15 protein-coding genes and 1 tRNA gene are annotated in these 16,817 nt (G+C 65.0%); 10 read left to right on the forward strand and 6 right to left on the reverse strand.

Annotated elements, in window-relative coordinates:
• The first annotated feature begins 280 nt into the window (after positions 1-280).
• Positions 281-1,219: a DUF4365 domain-containing protein gene (locus FPV16_RS25205; protein ID WP_227441260.1), complete on the forward strand. Its 939-nt coding sequence runs from the start codon at positions 281-283 to the stop codon at positions 1,217-1,219.
• 662 nt (positions 1,220-1,881) lie between these two features.
• Here FPV16_RS25205 and FPV16_RS25210 read toward each other — a convergent pair.
• Together FPV16_RS25210 and lipB are read right to left on the reverse strand one after the other, a co-directional pair.
• Entirely contained in the window at positions 1,882-3,042 is a 1,161-nt protein-coding gene (locus FPV16_RS25210; protein WP_227441261.1) for a PepSY-associated TM helix domain-containing protein, read from the reverse strand.
• A 385-nt stretch (positions 3,043-3,427) separates the two neighbouring features.
• Entirely contained in the window at positions 3,428-4,081 is a 654-nt protein-coding gene (lipB, locus tag FPV16_RS25215; protein WP_227441262.1) for a lipoyl(octanoyl) transferase LipB, read from the reverse strand.
• Positions 4,082-4,218: 137 nt separating this feature from the next.
• On the opposite strand from lipB, the gene FPV16_RS25220 reads away from it, so the two are divergent.
• Together FPV16_RS25220 and FPV16_RS25225 are read left to right on the forward strand one after the other, a co-directional pair.
• Positions 4,219-4,524 carry a FliM/FliN family flagellar motor switch protein gene (locus tag FPV16_RS25220; RefSeq protein ID WP_018044018.1) on the forward strand — a complete coding sequence of 102 codons (306 nt, stop codon included), beginning with the start codon at positions 4,219-4,221 and terminating at the stop codon, positions 4,522-4,524.
• A gap of 115 nt (positions 4,525-4,639) precedes the next feature.
• Positions 4,640-4,724, forward strand: a tRNA-Leu gene (locus FPV16_RS25225).
• 265 nt (positions 4,725-4,989) lie between these two features.
• Here FPV16_RS25225 and FPV16_RS25230 read toward each other — a convergent pair.
• The 3 genes from FPV16_RS25230 to FPV16_RS25240 all read right to left on the reverse strand — a co-directional run bounded on the left by FPV16_RS25230 (position 4,990) and on the right by FPV16_RS25240 (position 7,013).
• Positions 4,990-5,604, reverse strand: coding sequence for a PRC-barrel domain-containing protein (locus FPV16_RS25230; protein ID WP_227441263.1), 615 nt, complete (start codon positions 5,602-5,604; stop codon positions 4,990-4,992).
• Between the two features lie 514 nt (positions 5,605-6,118).
• Positions 6,119-6,268, reverse strand: a complete 150-nt coding sequence (locus FPV16_RS25235; protein ID WP_227441264.1) for a hypothetical protein — start codon at positions 6,266-6,268, stop codon at positions 6,119-6,121.
• 118 nt (positions 6,269-6,386) lie between these two features.
• A complete protein-coding gene (locus FPV16_RS25240; protein WP_227441265.1) occupies positions 6,387-7,013 on the reverse strand; it encodes an acyl-homoserine-lactone synthase in 627 nt (208 codons plus the stop codon).
• 314 nt (positions 7,014-7,327) lie between these two features.
• Between FPV16_RS25240 and FPV16_RS25245 the strand changes: the two genes are divergently transcribed.
• The 6 genes from FPV16_RS25245 (at position 7,328) to FPV16_RS25270 (ending at position 12,841) form a co-directional block, all read left to right on the forward strand.
• The gene (locus FPV16_RS25245; RefSeq protein ID WP_227441266.1) at positions 7,328-8,245 is read left to right on the forward strand and encodes a branched-chain amino acid ABC transporter permease; all 918 of its coding nucleotides are present in this window, start codon (positions 7,328-7,330) and stop codon (positions 8,243-8,245) included.
• A gap of 1 nt (position 8,246) precedes the next feature.
• The gene (livM, locus tag FPV16_RS25250) at positions 8,247-9,605 is read left to right on the forward strand and encodes a high-affinity branched-chain amino acid ABC transporter permease LivM (RefSeq protein ID WP_413629400.1); all 1,359 of its coding nucleotides are present in this window, start codon (positions 8,247-8,249) and stop codon (positions 9,603-9,605) included.
• 56 nt (positions 9,606-9,661) lie between these two features.
• Entirely contained in the window at positions 9,662-10,522 is an 861-nt protein-coding gene (locus FPV16_RS25255; RefSeq protein WP_227441273.1) for an ABC transporter ATP-binding protein, read from the forward strand.
• A complete protein-coding gene (locus FPV16_RS25260; protein WP_227441267.1) occupies positions 10,519-11,289 on the forward strand; it encodes an ABC transporter ATP-binding protein in 771 nt (256 codons plus the stop codon). Before FPV16_RS25255 ends, FPV16_RS25260 begins: the two co-directional genes overlap by 4 nt.
• The gene (locus FPV16_RS25265) at positions 11,286-11,642 is read left to right on the forward strand and encodes a DUF6867 family protein (protein ID WP_227441268.1); all 357 of its coding nucleotides are present in this window, start codon (positions 11,286-11,288) and stop codon (positions 11,640-11,642) included. The genes FPV16_RS25260 and FPV16_RS25265 overlap by 4 nt, the downstream gene beginning before the upstream one ends.
• A 71-nt stretch (positions 11,643-11,713) precedes the next feature.
• On the forward strand, positions 11,714-12,841 hold the full coding sequence (locus tag FPV16_RS25270; protein ID WP_413629403.1) for a branched-chain amino acid ABC transporter substrate-binding protein: 1,128 nt from the start codon (positions 11,714-11,716) through the stop codon (positions 12,839-12,841).
• Positions 12,842-13,063: 222 nt separating this feature from the next.
• On the opposite strand, the gene thrS is transcribed toward FPV16_RS25270, so the two are convergent.
• A complete protein-coding gene (gene thrS / locus FPV16_RS25275) occupies positions 13,064-15,091 on the reverse strand; it encodes a threonine--tRNA ligase (protein WP_227441270.1) in 2,028 nt (675 codons plus the stop codon).
• 352 nt (positions 15,092-15,443) lie between these two features.
• Between thrS and FPV16_RS25280 the strand changes: the two genes are divergently transcribed.
• Entirely contained in the window at positions 15,444-16,805 is a 1,362-nt protein-coding gene (locus FPV16_RS25280; protein ID WP_227441271.1) for a 2-hydroxycarboxylate transporter family protein, read from the forward strand.
• The last annotated feature ends 12 nt before the right edge of the window (positions 16,806-16,817 follow it).

Below are 16,817 nucleotides of genomic sequence, written 5' to 3' on the forward strand. Positions count from 1 at the left end.
CATCCTACGAGGACATCGTCGACCGCGGCTGCAACGCCTGGAACAGGCTCACCGATCAACCCTGGAAGATCATGTCCATCGGACTGCGCGAATGGGCTCATCGGTTATGATCAGCGCCCGTTGGTATCACAAGGCAAAGCGAGCCCATATTTTCATCCGCTTTCCCAATCTGCCGCCAAGTCGTTGTTGACGACCGCCAAGCCTGTCAAGCAGCAGCTCGACGTCGCTCCATTTCGAACGATTTACCGGGATCGATTGGCACCCCACCGAGGCTTGCACGATGAAACTACCCAAGCGTGTTGAAGAGCATGTTACCGAAACCTCGTCATGGCGTATCCTTCAGGCTAACGCGCCCAATGAGTGGATCGTTCGTGAGGTCTCGGAGAGAGATTATGGTGTTGACTGCTATGTGGAAATCGCAACCAAAGACGGACACATCACAGGCGAACTCATATCAGTGCAGTTGAAGGGGGTGAAGCAGATCAAATGGAACGAGGGGAGTGAGGGAGAGCGCTATGCGCGTAGCCCGGCCGTAAAAACCGCTACTGCGAATTACTGGCTTAATCTCCCTGTCCCGGTTGTGCTACTCGTCGCAGACCTCCAAGCGAAGAAAATCTACTTTGCACATGTCAAAGAGACAATCCGAGCGGATTACGACAGGCTTTCATCCAAGAAGACGATCACCTTCCCCTTGCATGAAGAACTCCATCTTGCCTCGAATATCGGCTTGGCCCTTTTTAGTTGGTTCAACCGCCGGGAAAGGCAAATCGCTAATTTTACTTTTCATGTCTCAAATCTAATTTGCCATATTCATTCATTCACTAATTATATCGAAACAAATCAGCACCGAGACTCGTTCATGGAAGTCGAGGCCGAGCGACACTTGCAATTTCGGTCCCTCCACCAAGTATGTACGGCTGCAAGCATCTACCTCAATCAGGAATTTAAGATCGATAGTTTAGCAGATCTCTACAAAATGGACGATGCCGAGTGGAAGGATCAATACGTTTGGTTGCACGAAAAAAAGCTGGACCATTCTTTGAGGCAATTGGAGCGAGTCTTTCCGAAGCTCGTTCGTCAGGCACTCACCCTAGTGACCGAGAGACAAGCCAGCTACTGGCGTGCTCGGGATCCTGTGTTCGCTACCTTATGCCAGAGTGATGAGATTTTGTGGCCATTGCGGAAGATGGAGGAGCGCTTAAGTCGTGAAGGCCTCTAAAGTCGATGAGGATTGCGGCATGACAACGCTCGCGCGCTCTACGGTTTTTCGCCACAGTCGAGTCGTCCAGGTCTGCATCAGAGAAATCACCACCATTTCATGAACGGCAGAGATGGGCGCGGAGCAGTCAAATTCTACCGCCCGTGCGGATGACTGCTTCTCGGATCCGACGTCCGACGACGGACCGGCAATACTCCATTTCAAACACTCAAGGCGAGCACCATCCGTAAGATTTAACAACTGTAGGGGCCTAGGATCTGTGTCCAAACCTTGGAGCAACAGACGAGATTTCGCCTGATGGTGTCGCGGAAGATGGACACAGACACCGTTGAAAAATAACGAGAATTCTGGTGAAGCAATTTACTTTTAATCTGTAGGTCCTGGGTTCGAGTCCCAGCGCGCTCACCAATTTTCATTAAAATCTAAAGGGTTGAGATACCGCGGGAATCCGGCGCTGGCCTGCTGGCGGTTTCGTAGACGTTCAGATCCTGAGACGCCTGCGCAACGCTTGCACCGTGTTCGCTAATCGGGCGAACCGCCTCGATCTTGAACTCACGCCCAGATCGTTTTCCCTGCACAGGCCACCTCCGGCTTCCTGAAGCACCCGATCTCGATGTCCACGAAACCGGCGGTAGGCCACGGTGTCGGGACCAGCCGCTCGCTCAGGCGCGACTCGTCGTTGCGCCGGCAGGTGCGGCGGCCATCGATCTGCGCCGCCGGGCGCCGCGGCGCAGGACGTAGAGGACGAGGCCCGTGACCGCGAAGAGCGGCATCGCCAGGGCGGCGGTGAAGAACAGGAAGGCGACGATGCCGCCGAAGAAGCGCCCGCGATGCACCTCCAGCATGTTCTCGGCCATCTGCTGGCCCAAGGGCTTGTCGGCGAATCGGGCTTGCGAGAGGCGGGCGCCGGTGACGGGATCGAACGTCGCTTCATCCCGCGCCTTCGGCAGATCCGAGGGGTTGGCGAGGAAGCGGATACGGAGCGTCGGCAGGTCCGGCCCCGGAAGCGCGATGAGAGCCATATAGGCGCCGGCCCCCTCCCCGGCGCTGAAGGTCGCCCAGGCCGTATCCAGGGCCGAGGCGGGGACCTGCGTGGGTGGGCCCGGGCTGCGCGGCGCCCGCGCGGCTCGGGTCTCGCCGGTGAGCAGCCAGGTCGCGGCGTTTCTATAGCCGTCGTAGGACCACCACAGCCCGGTCAGGGCGATGGCGGCGTAGGACGGAATGAGCCAGGTTCCGGCAATGCTGTGCAGCGACCACCAGCGCGGCCGGCCGGGGCGCTTGAGGGAGGGCTTCAGCCAGATCCTCCAGGAATGGATCCTGGGCCATCGCAGGTAGAGCCCCGTGCCCAGGAACACGAGCAGGGCAATGGTGCAGATGCCGGTGATGCTGCGGCCCCAGCCCTTGCCGTCCCCCGGCAGGAGCAGCCAGCGATGCAGCTTGCGGATGGTGGCGAAAGCGCTCTCCAGCCGCATCTCGCCGAGCTCCCGGCCCTCGACGGGGTCGAGATAGAGTGTCGGCGGCCGTGCGCTCAGCTTGGCGTCGTTGGTGAACCGGATGCGCGGGCTTCGTTCCGGATCGCCCCAGAGGGTCAGGGAACTCACCGTGAGGCCCGGCCGCTGCGCCTCGATCCTCGCCTTGAGGGCGGCGGGCGAGAGGCGGGGCGCGTCGCTCGCGGCGACGAAGGCGCGGTCGCCGTTCACCCATTCCGTCAGTGCTTCTTCATAGCTCAGCATGGCGCCGGTCACGCCGACCAGGGCGAGGACCAGTCCGGCCGTGAGGCCGAGCAACCAATGCAGGCGGAACAGAACGGTGCGGATCGTCATGGGCGGGCGCCTACCAGAACAGTCGCGCGGTCACGATCGCGTGGAACGGATCGCCCACCGCTCGCTACGGGAGACAGGTGGCGCTACGCGAGACGGATCGCTGCTCTGCCTAACCACGCTCAGTCATGAGCTACAAACGCGAGCACAGGCCTGTCAATTGTCCGTCGTCAAGTCAGAGTGGATCGATGCTTGATTTAGAATGGCTTTATTGTGTCGGTCCAGGCGCCGACGGTCATACTCTGTAGATTTTGGCGGCGACGATATGATAAGCCGAGTTATAATTCAGTATTTTGCTGGACCCCCGGGGTGTTGAACCGCGTATAAGAAGTATCTCGCAACCGTCGTCGATCAAATCTCGGATCCTGTGTCCGTGTTGCGCACGTCCTCATCCGTCTTGCGTCTCTCCAAAGATTGTCTCGAACGCGGCGCGTAGCGCCATGTCCACTTCGGGCAGGGTGACGATCTGGCCGAGATCGACGAGGCTGGTCACGCCGTGGGTGCTGATGCCGCAGGGGACGATGCCGGTGAAGTGCGACAGGTCGGGCTCCACATTGAGGCTGATGCCGTGGAAACTCACCCAGCGCCGCACGCGGATGCCGATCGCCGCGATCTTGTCCTCCGCCCCCTCCCCTTTCTCCGGCCGGCGTACCCAGACGCCGACGCGGTCCTCGCGCCGTTCGCCGCGCACGTTGAAGGCGCCGAGGGTGGCGATGATCCAGGCTTCCAAGGCGGACACGTAGGCGCGCAGGTCCGGTCTGCGCCGGTTGAGGTCGAGCATGACATAGGCCACCCGCTGCCCCGGCCCGTGATACGTGTATTGCCCGCCCCGCCCCGTGGCGTGGACCGGGAACCGGTCGGGCTCGACGAGGTCTGCTTCTTTCGCCGAGGTTCCGGCGGTGTAGAGCGGCGGGTGTTCGAGCAGCCAGACCATCTCGGCCGCCTCCCCGCTCGCGATCCGCCCGGCTTGTGCTTCCATCGCCGCCACCGCCTCGTCGTAGGGGACGAGGGTGTCGCTGATCCGCCACAGGACCGGCCTCAAGGCGGATCTCGGTCGGAAATCGGCCGTTGAGGCGGAAAGCCTAGCGCTGGGGGGGACATCGTTTACCAAGGCTTCACCATATCTCAGGAACACTCCGCCGAGCGGGGCCCGATACGGGCCGATGGAGTTCGTGGCGCGTGGCAGTTTTCGAAGACCTCAAGGTCGATCTCTCGGTGGTGCTCGGGCGCAGTCACATGCCGCTCCACATGCTGCTGCGCATGGGACGCGGCGCCGTGATCGAACTCGAGTCCACGGAAACGGATATGGTTGAGATTCTCGCCAACGACCACCCGATCGCGCGCGGACAGATCGTGGTGACGGGAAACCGGATCTCGGTGGAGATCACCGAGCTGATCCGCAAGGCGGAAGTCGTGCGCACCCCCGGCGTCACCATCGGCGACGGGGCGGTCCAGATCCTCGACGGGCCGGTGGATCTCATCTGAGTCGCATGACGGCGCTTGTCGTGGCAGATTCGATCTGTTATCCGCTGCGCCGCGCCACACGAAACGTCCCGCACCGCCCTCCGGCGGAGAGCGCGGCGGAACGGGTGGTACCGATGCGGCCATGGCGGAATTGGTAGACGCGCTAGCTTGAGGTGCTAGTCCTGCAAGGGGTGGAGGTTCGAGTCCTCTTGGCCGCACCAACTCTTTCGAGTTGATGTACCCCGAAGCGTCTGATCCCGACGAAGGCTTAAGGGCCCTCGGGATCGTTACATCGAGATCGTCCTGAACATCGCTGCTTCAGCTGCATCCCGGCTTCGAGCCGATAATGCGTGTTGCGCCTGACGCGGATTGCTCTGGCGGTTCAACTCACATGTTTCCGGCGCGATGCCGGAACGTTTTCGTGGGGCCTCGAATCTGTGCCTCAACCAACGTCTCACATTATCGCGGCCATTCCCCGACCACGCATCACGGCGCGGTCTGCGTCGGGTAAGTGAAGGCCGGTGCTGCCTCCAACTCCGCCTTCGTCCGGCGGATCTCGGCCTCGATGGGTTCTCCGATCTGGACGGTCGCCCGGTCCTTCGTGGCATCGGTCGTCGTGGCGGCGCCTGCGGGGCCGGTGGCCTGGTTGGTGTCGCCGGTGGTCTCCGCGTTGAGGACGGCGTTGCCGGACTTTGCGCCGGGCATGGTCTCCGGCGTCACCTCGGCCGCCCGGGCCTCGGATGGGGCGTCCTTCGGCTTGACGATGGAGGGGTCGGGTGCCTGCCCCGCCTTCGCGTGGGTGTTCCAGACCAACTGGTCGAAGGACACCGCGACCTTCTTGCCTCCGACCCCGAGGAAGCCGCCGACATCGATCACCACGGCCTGAATGCGACCGCCGCCATCCACCATCACATCCTCGATCGTGCCGACCTTGACGTGATCCTGACCGACCACGCGCAGGCCGATGATCCTGGACGCCTTGAAGCTGCCCAGTGGAGCCTGCGTTCGGAATGTCGGCTGGCCCGCCTGCCCGTCCTGCGCGAGCGCCGGCGCCACGGAGACGGCGAGGAGGAGCGCGAGAGTGCGGGCCAATGTCGGCATGTGTGTTCGTCCATGCGATCGGAAGCGATCTACCGGGTCTCAACACGCACGGGCGGATCCTGGTTCATCCCGCCGCTGCTTTGCCCTGCCCTCGACGATGGCGTCCTCGCCCTTCCCGGCATGAATGCGATGCGATCGTTCTTCATCCGCGAGGAGATCGGCGTGCCCCTGCGCATGTCCCCATGTCGATGGCGGGGCCGTGCCCGTCGCCGGAGCCCTCGTTCGGAGACGGGCTGATATTCGCCGCCGATGACGGTCGGGCGGCGTGAGGAGCTCAGCGCATTAAGCCGCGGGCGATCGGATCCGGCGCGTCGTCACGAAAGCCAGTCTGCGGTCGGTCCAGCGAGGCAAATCCGATGACGGGCGCGGACCGAGTTTTGGTCCCTCCTCGAGCACCAAATCGTCGAGGGGGCCTTGAAGGAAAAGGCGTCCTCCCGGCTCGTTCGAGGAGGTAGCTTCAAGGGGGCAAGACCGGGACGCGCGGGCCCGAGCGGGGATCGCCCCCTCCGCCGCATCAGTTGCTGCGGGTCGGTTGCCGCTCGGTCTCCGTCGCCTTCGCCATGGCTACGCCGATCTCGAACAGCAGGAGGTCGATCAATTGACGCATCACCGAAGTGCCCGATGCCTCGATGATGTCCCGTGCCGCGATGCAATGCCCTGCCAATGAGTCGAGACGTTCGTCTCTTTCGATTATCGATGCGTACATAATGTCAGCCCTTCTTCTTCTCTTGTCGAAGAGCTTCCTCTTCGAAACATTCTTGATGGTTCGGCGAGCGGCCTTCTCAGGCGGCAAGATAGGCGTAGGAGGACGGCGCGAGCACCGAATCCGGATTGCCGCTGACGTTGCGCAGCCGAGCCAGGGTACGCTCGTCGAATTCCGCGGTCGCCGCGATGATGTCCTCGCCGCTGATCGCATGGGGCAGGCCGAGCGGTCGGGCGCGGAAATGCAGCTGCACCACATGCAAGAGATAGAGGGTCGGCATCTGCAGCACGAGCCGGTTCACGCCGTGATGCATCCCCCACTCGACGATGCCGGTGAGGAGCGCGAGGGAGACCGGGTTGACCGCCTTGCCCCGCGCCCGGTGCGAGCGTGCCACCGCCTGCCGGGTCCATTCCCAGCAATCGCTGCCGCGCGGGAGCTCGCCTTCGCATAGTTGAGGCATGATGTCCGACAGCAGGTGCGGGCGTGTCGTCGGGAGAAGCCGGCTATAGCCGATGACCTTGCCTTGCTCGATCGCCAGAAAATGGATGGCATGCGGCGTATCGAATTGGTCGATCTCGCGACGATCCGGCTTGGCGAGGTCCGTCCAGCCTTTCTCGGTCACGAAGATGTCGTGGCGCAGGCGCCAGACCTGTTCCATCTCGTCGCGATACATGGTCTCGTTGGCGGGGGTAACGATGTGGATCATACCAGCCTCTCCGTCTTCGGATCATGTCTGGCAGTGCCGGGGGACGCTGCGTACTACGGGAAACCGTAGGGTCGAGGGTCGGATGTTCCACGCCGGGGTGCTCGCGGAGCGTATTCGTCTCCTCGCGCCGCCGTGTTCCGAAGCTGGCTTCGTGACGAGACGTGACAATCCGTTCGGACCGTGGCGATTTCCGCATTGACCCCGAAGCGTTCTTGCAGACACTCGCCCGCGCCGAACACGCTCGATCCTGGCGGTGGGCAGGCTCGGGACAGCCCCGGGCGGCCATCTGGCATGCCATTCGCGAAAGCCCATCGATGGAATTCTTCGCCCAGCAATTCATCAACGGCCTGACCCTCGGGTCGATCTACGGCCTGATCGCCATCGGCTACACCATGGTGTTCGGCATCATCGGCATGGTGAATTTCGCGCATGGCGACGTCTTCATGGTCTCGGCCTTCATCGCCCTGATCGCCTTCCTCATCCTCACGACCTGGCTCGGCCTGTCTTCCGTGGCCCTGGTCTTCCTGATCGTGCTGGTGGTCGCCATGGTGCTGACCGCCCTGTGGGGCTGGGCGATCGAGCGGGTGGCCTACCGGCCCTTGCGCGGCTCGTTCCGCCTTGCGCCGCTGATCTCGGCGATCGGTGTGTCGATCTTCCTGTCGAATTTCGTCCAGGTGGTGCAGGGCGCCCGCAACAAGCCGGTGCCGCCCCTCGTGCGCGACGTGGTCGTCCTCTACCAGAACGAGCAATACACCGTGACCCTGTCCTACAAGCAGGCGATCATCATGGTCACCACGGCCGTGCTCCTCGCGGGCTTCTGGTACCTCGTGCAGAAGACGCCCTTCGGCCGCGCCCAGCGCGCCGTGGAGCAGGACCGGCGCATGGCGGCCCTGCTCGGCATCAACGTCGACCGCACGATCTCCCTGACCTTCGTCCTCGGCGCGGCTTTGGCCGCCGTCGCGGGCACGCTCTACCTGCTCTATTACGGCGTGGTCTCGTTCTCGGACGGGTTCGTGCCGGGGGTGAAGGCCTTCACCGCCGCCGTGCTCGGCGGAATCGGCTCCCTGCCCGGCGCCGTCATCGGCGGGATCATCATCGGCCTGATCGAGACGTTCTGGTCGGCCTATTTCTCCATCGAGTACAAGGATGTGGCCGCGTTCCTCATCCTCATCGTCGTGCTCATCTTCAAGCCTTCGGGCATCCTTGGCCGGCCCGAAGTGGAGAAGGTCTGACGTGGCATCCGGTTCGACCACCCCCATCGCCGCGACCGCCCGCGCCGAGGCCTCTCCCCTGCCCGGCCTGATCAAGGATGCAGGGCTGTTCGCCCTGGTGACGCTGGGCCTCTGCGTGCCCATCGTCAGCTACCGCACCGATCTCGGCCAGGGCATCGGCCTCGTCATCACCAGCCGCTGGGGCACCGTCTTCGCCCTCTGTGCCGCCATCTTCGTCCTGCGCTTCCTGCAGCAGCTCTATCTCGGCGGCCGCGACCGACGGCGCGCCGCCCGCGCCCCCGTGGCGGTGGTGGAAGGAGCGAGCCGGCTCGGCGCCATTCTCTCGCCGATTACCCTCGGAATCGCCCTTACCCTGCCCTTCCTCGCCGCCCTCGGTGCCGGGTCGCTGGGCGAAGGCCGTTACTGGATCGATCTCGGCATCCTGATCCTGACCTACGTCATGCTCGGCTGGGGCCTCAACATCGTGGTCGGCCTCGCAGGCCTCCTCGATCTGGGCTACGTCGCCTTCTACGCGGTGGGGGCCTATTCCTATGCCCTCCTCTCCACCGTATTCGGCCTGTCCTTCTGGATCTGCCTGCCACTCGCCGGCCTGTTCGCCGCTGCCTTCGGCGTGCTGCTGGGCTTTCCCGTGCTGCGGCTGCGCGGCGATTACCTCGCCATCGTGACGCTGGCTTTCGGCGAGATCATCCGCCTCGTCCTAATCAACTGGACCGACTTCTCGGGTGGCTCGGCGGGCATCTCCTCGATCCCCCGCGTCAGCTTCTTCGGCCTGCCCTTCACGGCCGGCGAGAACGGGTTCGCGGCCACCTTCGGGCTCGCCTTCAACCCGATGCACCGGCTGGTCTTCCTCTATTACCTGATCCTCGTGCTGGCGCTGGTCACCAACCTCGTGACCCTGCGCATGCGTCGCCTTCCCCTCGGCCGCGCCTGGGAGGCCCTGCGCGAGGACGAGATCGCCTGCCGCTCGCTCGGCATCGACACCACCATCACCAAGCTCACCGCCTTCGCGCTCGGGGCGATGTTCGCCGGGTTCGCCGGATCGTTCTTCGCCGTACGGCAGGCCTTCGTGTCGCCGGAGAGCTTCAATTTCCTGGAGAGCGCGATCATCCTCGCCATCGTCGTGCTCGGCGGCATGGGCAGCCAGATAGGGGTGGCCATCGCCGCCATCGTCATGGTCGGCGGCCCCGAACTTCTGCGCAATCTCGGCTTCCTGAAGGCGGTGTTCGGCGAGGGCTTCGACCCGAACGAGTACCGCCTGCTGCTGTTCGGCCTCGCCATGGTGGCGATGATGGTGTTTCGCCCGCGCGGCCTCATCTCCGAGCGAACGCCCTCCGTCACCATCGCGGAGCGCGGCCGATGACCCTCGCCACAGGCCTCACCCGGCTCGCCACCGTGAAGGACGAGCCCCCCGCCGAGATGCCCGGCGGCCCGGCGGACCCGGTACTGATCGTCGACCACCTAACCATGCGGTTCGGCGGGCTGACCGCCGTCAACGACCTCTCGTTCAAGGTCGGGCGCGGCGACATCACCGCGCTGATCGGTCCGAACGGCGCCGGCAAGACCACGGTCTTCAACTGCATCACCGGCTTCTACAAGCCGAGTGAGGGCATGATCCGCTTGGTGCAGAAGGCCGGCGAGACCTACATGCTGGAGCGCCTGCCCGGCCATGACGTCAACCGCCTCGCCCGCGTCGCCCGCACCTTCCAGAACATCCGCCTGTTCCCGCGCATGACCGTGTTGGAGAACCTGCTGGTGGCCATGCACAAGCCGCTGATGCGCGCCTCGGGCTTCTCGATCCTCGGCATCCTCGGGCTGCCCGCCTATCGCAGCGCCGAGAAGGCGGGAATCGAGAAGGCCGCCGCTTGGCTCGACCGGATCGGCCTCACGGCGCGGGCCGACGATGCCGCCGGCGACCTGCCCTATGGCGACCAGCGCCGCCTTGAGATCGCGCGGGCCATGTGCACCGACCCGGTGCTGCTCTGCCTCGACGAGCCCGCCGCCGGCCTCAACCCGCGCGAATCCTCGGAGCTCAACACTCTGCTGCGCCTGATCCGGGACGAGTACGACACCTCCGTCCTCCTCATCGAGCACGACATGTCGGTGGTGATGCAGATCTCCGACCGGATCGTCGTGCTCGATTACGGCACCAAGATCGCCGACGGCACGCCCGACGACATCCGCACCGATACCCGCGTCATCGCCGCCTATCTCGGCGTCGACGACGAAGAGGTGGCGGCGGTGGAGGCCGAGGTCGGCCTGACGGGAACGCAAGCATGAGTGTGGCCGGCATCAACGTCCTCGTCGAGGAGACCCGCGCGCTGCAGGCGCCTCTCCTCGATGTGCGCGGCGTCTCTGCCTATTACGGCAGCATCCAGGCCCTGAAGGGCGTCGACCTGCACGTGAACGAGGGCGAGATTGTCGCCCTGATTGGCGCTAACGGGGCCGGCAAGTCGACCCTGATGATGACGATCTTCGGCCAACCGCAGGCCCGCACCGGCAGCATCACCTATGCGGGCCGCGACATCACCCGCATGGCGACCCACGAGATCGCGCGCCTCAACATCGCCCAGTCACCGGAAGGGCGGCGCATCTTCTCTCGCATGAGCGTGCGCGAGAACCTGCAGATGGGGGCGGCGGTGCATGGCGGGCGGCACTTCGCCGAAGATCTCGAGCGCATGTGCACGCTGTTCCCGCGCCTGAAGGAACGGCTCGACCAGCGCGGTGGCACCATGTCCGGCGGCGAGCAGCAGATGCTCGCCATCGCCCGCGCCCTGATGAGCCGCCCGCGCCTGCTGATGCTCGACGAACCGTCGCTCGGCCTCGCCCCGCTCATCGTCAAGCAGATCTTCTCGGCCGTGCGCGACCTCAACCAGCGCGAGGGCCTCACCGTCTTCATCGTCGAGCAGAACGCCTATCATGCCCTGAAGCTCGCCCATCGCGGCTACGTCATGGTGACGGGCGCGGTGACGATGAGCGGCACCGGCCGCGAACTCCTCGACGACCCGCAGGTGAAGGCAGCCTATCTCGAAGGGGGCCAGCATTGACCGAGACCCTGTCCCTCGACACGCCCAATCTCGGCATCTTCCTCCTCGTCACCGTGGCGATGGGCGGAGGCGCCGCCTGGATGGCCGGCAGCGGCTTCGCCAGGGGATGGCGTCCGTTCTGGCATTGCGTGCTGGCCGGGCTCGCCATCGCGGCGGTGTCGCGCTTCCTCCACTACGCCCTGTTCTCGGGCGCGCTGCTCTCGCCGGTCGGCTACGTCCTCGACGCGGTGGTGATCCTCGCCATCGGTGCGCTCGGCTACCGGATCACCCGCACCCGGCAGATGACCACCCAGTATCGCTGGCTCTACGAACGAACCGGCCCGCTGACGTGGCGCGACCGGCAAGGGACGTGAATCCGCACCATCTTCGTGCAACCATGCGCCATGCGGAGACGGTTCGATCCGCCGCGCCGATCTAAGGGGAAATGACCATGAAAACACTGATGGCGATGAGCGTGGCCCTGGGCGCGCTGATGCTGGCGGGCGCCGCACAGGCCGAGATCAAGATCGGCGTGGTCGTCCCCGTCACCGGCCCCAACGCGGCCTTCGGCGCCCAGATCAAGACCGGCGCGGCCCAGGCGATCGCCGACATCAACAAGGCCGGCGGCGTCAATGGCGAGAAGCTTGTCATCTCCGTGGGCGACGACGCCTCCGATCCGAAGCAGGGCGTGTCGGTGGCCAACAAGTTCGCCTCCGAGGGCGTGAAGGCCGTGGTCGGCGCGTTCAATTCCGGCGTTTCGATCCCGGTCTCCGACGTGCTGCAGGAAGCCGGTATCATCGAGATCAGCCCCGGCTCGACGGCGATCAAGTATACCGAGCGCGGCAACTGGAACACGTTCCGCACCTGTGGACGCGACGACCAGCAGGGCGCCGTGGCCGGGAGTTATCTCGCCGACAAGTTCAAGGGCAAGAAGATCGCCTTCGTCCACGACAAGACCCCCTACGGCCGTGGCCTCGCCGACGAGACCCTGAAGGCGCTGAAAGCCAAGGGCGGCACCAACGTGATGTTCGAAGGCATCAACCCCGGCGAGAAGGACTTCTCCTCCCTCGTCTCGAAGCTGAAGCAGGCCGGGATCGACGTGGTCTATTTCGGCGGCCTCTACACCGAGGCCGGGCTCCTGATCCGCCAGATGCGCGACCAGGGCCTCGCCGCCCCGCTCATGGGCGGTGACGGCATCGCCGACCGCGAGTTCTCCCAGGTGGCCGGTCCCGGCTCCGACGGAACGCTCATGACCTTCTCGCCCGACGCCCGCAAGAACCCGAAGGCCAAGACGACCATCGACGCCTTCAAGGCCATGAACTTCGATCCCGAGGGCTACACGCTCTATTCCTACGCCGCCGTTCAGATCCTGAAACAGGCGATGGAGGCGACGAAGTCCAGCGACGGCCAGAAGCTCGCCACCTACCTGCATCAGGGCAAGCCGTTCGACACCGTGATCGGCGACATCTCCTACGACAAGAAGGGCGACATCACCCGGCCCGACTACGTGATGTACGTCTGGAAGAAGGGCGCCGACGGCTCCATCAACTACGCCGGCAACGAGGTGCCGTAGAGCCACGCCTACCCCTCTCCCCGTGGACGGGGAGAGGACGTCGTCCTCCCCTCGTCGGGAGGCGACGTGAGCCAGTCAGGGCGAGGGTGAGGGGGTGACTCCAGGCGTGGCTCCTCCGGCCAATCCCCCTCACCCCCGGCTGCCGCCTTGCCGCGCCGACGACGGGGTCGTCGCGGCCCTCTCCCCGCAGGGCGGGGAGAGGCAGAGCTCACCGAGACCGCCTCACGGCGTCGGGCTTTCCCCGTGCTGGCCGTCGAGCGCCACGTCGGCACTCGGCACGCTCTCTTCCACCGCCTGCTTGCGGCGCAGATCCGGCGACGCCGCCTCCGCGACGAGATCCGCCAGGGCGGTGTCGAGGGCGGCCGTCCGGGTCTGCTGGCTGCCCAGCCGCCGGATCGAGACGGTGCGCTCCTCGCCTTCCTTGCGACCGACCACGAGCATCACCGGCACCTTGGCCAGGGAGTGCTCGCGGACCTTGTAGTTGATCTTCTCGTTGCGCAGGTCCGACTCGACGCGCAGGCCTGCACGGTCGAGGGCGGCCACCACCTCGCGAGCGTAGGGATCGGCGTCCTGGGTGATCGTGGCCACCACCACCTGCACCGGCGCGAGCCAGAGCGGGAAATGGCCGGCGAAATGCTCGATCAGGATGCCGGTGAAGCGCTCCAGCGAGCCGCAGATCGCCCGGTGCACCATGACCGGCGCCTTCTTCTGGCTGTCGGCATCGACGTAGAACGCCCCGAAGCGCTCCGGCAGATTGAAATCAACCTGGGTCGTGCCGCATTGCCAGTCGCGGCCGATGGCGTCGCGGAGCACGTATTCGAATTTCGGCCCGTAGAAGGCGCCCTCGCCGGGGTTGATCTCGGTGCGGATGCGGCCGCCCGACTGCTCCTCGATCTGCGCCAGGACGCGGGTCATCACCTCCTCGGCATGGTCCCAGAGGGCATCCGAACCGACCCGCTTTTCGGGCCGGGTGGAGAGCTTCACCACGATGTCGCCGAAGCCGAAATCGTCATAGGTCGAGAGGATCAGGTCGTTGATCTTCAGGCATTCGTCGGCGAGCTGGTCCTCGGTGCAGAAGACGTGAGCGTCGTCCTGCGTGAAGCCGCGTACGCGCATCAGCCCGTGCATGGCGCCCGACGCCTCGTAGCGGTGGACGATACCGAACTCGGCCATGCGCAGGGGCAGGTCGCGGTAGGATTTCAGGCCGTGTTTGAAAATCATCACATGGCCGGGGCAGTTCATCGGTTTGAGCGCGAACCAGCGCTTGTCCTCGGCCTCGTCGCCGGCGCTTTGCGCGGCGAACATGTTCTCCCGGTACCAGTCCCAGTGGCCGGAGGTCTCCCACAGCGACTTGTCGAGGATCTGCGGCGCGTTCACCTCGGCATAGTCGCCCTTCAGGCGGCGGCGCATGTAGGCGATCAGCTCCTGGAAGATGGTCCAGCCCTTGGCGTGCCAGAACACGACGCCCGGCCCCTCCTCCTGGAAGTGGAACAGGTCCATCTCACGTCCGAGGCGGCGATGGTCGCGACGCTCGGCCTCCTCCAGCCGATGGAGATAGGCGTCGAGATCTTCCTTCGTGGCCCAGGCGGTGCCGTAGATGCGGGTCAGCATCGGGTTGTTGGAATCGCCGCGCCAATAGGCGCCGGCCACTTTCATCAACTTGAAGGCGGTGCCGACCTTGCCCGTGGAGGTCATGTGCGGGCCGCGGCAGAGGTCGAACCACTCGCCCTGGCGGTAAATGTTCAGGTCCTCGCCGGGCGGGATCGCGTCGACGAGTTCGACCTTGTATATCTCCTCTTTCGACTCGAACAGCGCTCGCACGTCGTCGCGCTTCCAAACCTCCTTGGTGAAGGGGGCGTCGCGGGCGATGAGCTCGCGCATCTTCGCCTCGATCTTGGGGAAGTCCTCGGGCGTGAACGGCTGGTCGCGGGCGAAATCGTAGTAGAACCCGTTCTCGATCACCGGGCCGATGGTGACCTGCGTCTCCGGCCACAGGGATTGCACGGCCTCCGCCAGGACGTGGGCGCAATCGTGCCGGATCAGTTCGAGGCTGCGCGGGTCGGCCCGATCGAGGAACTCGATGCGGGCATCCGCCTCGATCAGGTCGCCGAGGTCACGGACCGTGCCGTCGAGCGCCATGGCGACGGTGCGCTTGGCGAGGCTCTTGGCGATGCCCTCGACCACGGTACGGCCGGTCACCGCGGCGTCGTAGCTGCGGGTGTTGCCGTCGGGGAATGTCAGGATGGGCATCGGATCGGGTCTCCTCGCGCTCACTCCTGCGAACGAGGCAGGTAAGCGGCTGGTGTTCGGACGGCGCGCGCTCGGCGCGAGGGGCGCGGTTTAGACCGTTTCGCAGGAGGATGAAATCCGCGAGGGCCATCGGCCAGCCATTTGCCCCGCTCTCGTGGACGTGAACGGCCTTTCGGAACGATCCGGCCAGGTTGATACGACCTCCAGTTGACAAGCCGTCGACGCCATCCGCCCATGGCCGCATCACGGAACCGGGAGGGGCCGGCGGCGGGTGGACGCTCGTCCCGGTTCGCCGAGAAGGTCCGATCAAGAAAGCCGACCTGCGAGGAGATCGGCTGACGGGAGAGTATCGATGGCGAGCCCAGCTTCCGCCTCCGCCGCCGAATCCGGTCCGGCGGCCGAGACGCCCACGCGCCACTTTCGACCCGAGGGCTGGTGGCGTCTCGTGGACTTCAAGATCGGCATCATCCCGGCGCCGGTCTACGCCATCCTCGTCGCCCTGCTCGCTGTCCTCACTTCGGAGGGCGAGATCAAGCCCGATGCGCCGACGATGATCGCGGTGCTGGCGCTCGGCGGCTTCACCTGCGCCGAGATCGGCAAGCGCCTGCCGGTCCTGAAGACCATCGGGGCGGGCGCGATCTTCGCGACCTTCATCCCCTCGGCCCTGGTCTATTACATGCTGATTCCGATGCCGCTGGTGAAGGCGATCACGGATTTCACCAAGTTCACCAATTTTCTCTATCTCTACATCGCTACGATCATCGTCGGCAGTATCCTCGGCATGGACCGGGAGGTGCTGATCAAGGGCTTCCTCAAGATCTTCGTGCCCCTGGCGGCCGGTTCCGTGGCGGCGGCCTGCGTCGGCACGCTGGTCGGCACCCTGCTTGGCCTGGGCGCCTACGAGACGTTCTTCTTCCTCGTGGTGCCGATCATGGCCGGTGGCGTCGGCGAGGGCGCGATCCCGCTCTCCATCGGCTACGCCGCCATCCTTGGCCAGAGCCAGGGCGACGTGTTCGCGCAGGTGCTGCCCCCCGTCATGCTCGGCAGCCTCACGGCGATCGTGCTGGCCGGAACCCTCAATGCCGTGGGCAAGCGGATGCCCCACCTCACTGGCGAGGGCCGGCTCCAGCCGGACCGGGACAACGACGTCACCGCCGCCAAGGTCGAGGACATCCCCGTGGACGCCGCCACCGTGGGCGCCGCGGGGCTCACCGCCGTGACGCTCTACCTGCTCGGCGTGATGATGCATCACCTCACCGGCCTGCCCGCCCCCGTGGCGATGCTGTTCCTGGCGGTCCTCGCCAAGCTCGCCAGCGCGGTCTCGCCGCGTCTTCAGGCCGGCGGCTTCGTTGCCTACAAGTTCGTCCAGATCAGCATGACCTATCCGCTGCTCTTCGCCATCGGTGTGTCGATGACCCCCTGGGACAAGCTGGTGGCCGCTTTCACGCTGGCGAACCTCGTCACCATCGTCTCGACGGTGGTGACGCTGATGGCCACCGGCTTCCTGGTGGGGCGCCGCTTCGGCATGTACCCGATCGAGACCGCCATCGTGAATGCCTGCCATAGCGGCCAGGGCGGCACCGGGGACGTGGCGATCCTCACCGCCGCCAACCGCATGGCGCTGATGCCCTTCGCCCAGATCGCCACCCGCATCGGCGGCGCCCTGACGGTGACGGGGACGCTGGTGGTGATGCGGTGGGTCAGCGGGGGCTGAGGGGGGCGGTAC

Source organism: Methylobacterium sp. W2 (assembly GCF_020662345.1).
Classification (GTDB): Bacteria; Pseudomonadota; Alphaproteobacteria; order Rhizobiales; family Beijerinckiaceae; genus Methylobacterium.

Coding starts and splice junctions, on each gene's coding strand:
- FPV16_RS25205 (WP_227441260.1), top strand. CDS start 281: ATGAAACTACCCAAGCGTGTTGAAGAGCATGTTACCGAAACCTCGTCA.
- FPV16_RS25210 (WP_227441261.1), bottom strand. CDS start 3,042: ATGACGATCCGCACCGTTCTGTTCCGCCTGCATTGGTTGCTCGGCCTC.
- FPV16_RS25230 (WP_227441263.1), bottom strand. CDS start 5,604: ATGCCGACATTGGCCCGCACTCTCGCGCTCCTCCTCGCCGTCTCCGTG.
- FPV16_RS25240 (WP_227441265.1), bottom strand. CDS start 7,013: ATGATCCACATCGTTACCCCCGCCAACGAGACCATGTATCGCGACGAG.
- FPV16_RS25245 (WP_227441266.1), top strand. CDS start 7,328: ATGGAATTCTTCGCCCAGCAATTCATCAACGGCCTGACCCTCGGGTCG.
- FPV16_RS25255 (WP_227441273.1), top strand. CDS start 9,662: ATGCCCGGCGGCCCGGCGGACCCGGTACTGATCGTCGACCACCTAACC.
- FPV16_RS25260 (WP_227441267.1), top strand. CDS start 10,519: ATGAGTGTGGCCGGCATCAACGTCCTCGTCGAGGAGACCCGCGCGCTG.
- FPV16_RS25270 (WP_413629403.1), top strand. CDS start 11,714: ATGACCATGAAAACACTGATGGCGATGAGCGTGGCCCTGGGCGCGCTG.
- thrS (WP_227441270.1), bottom strand. CDS start 15,091: ATGCCCATCCTGACATTCCCCGACGGCAACACCCGCAGCTACGACGCC.
- FPV16_RS25280 (WP_227441271.1), top strand. CDS start 15,444: ATGGCGAGCCCAGCTTCCGCCTCCGCCGCCGAATCCGGTCCGGCGGCC.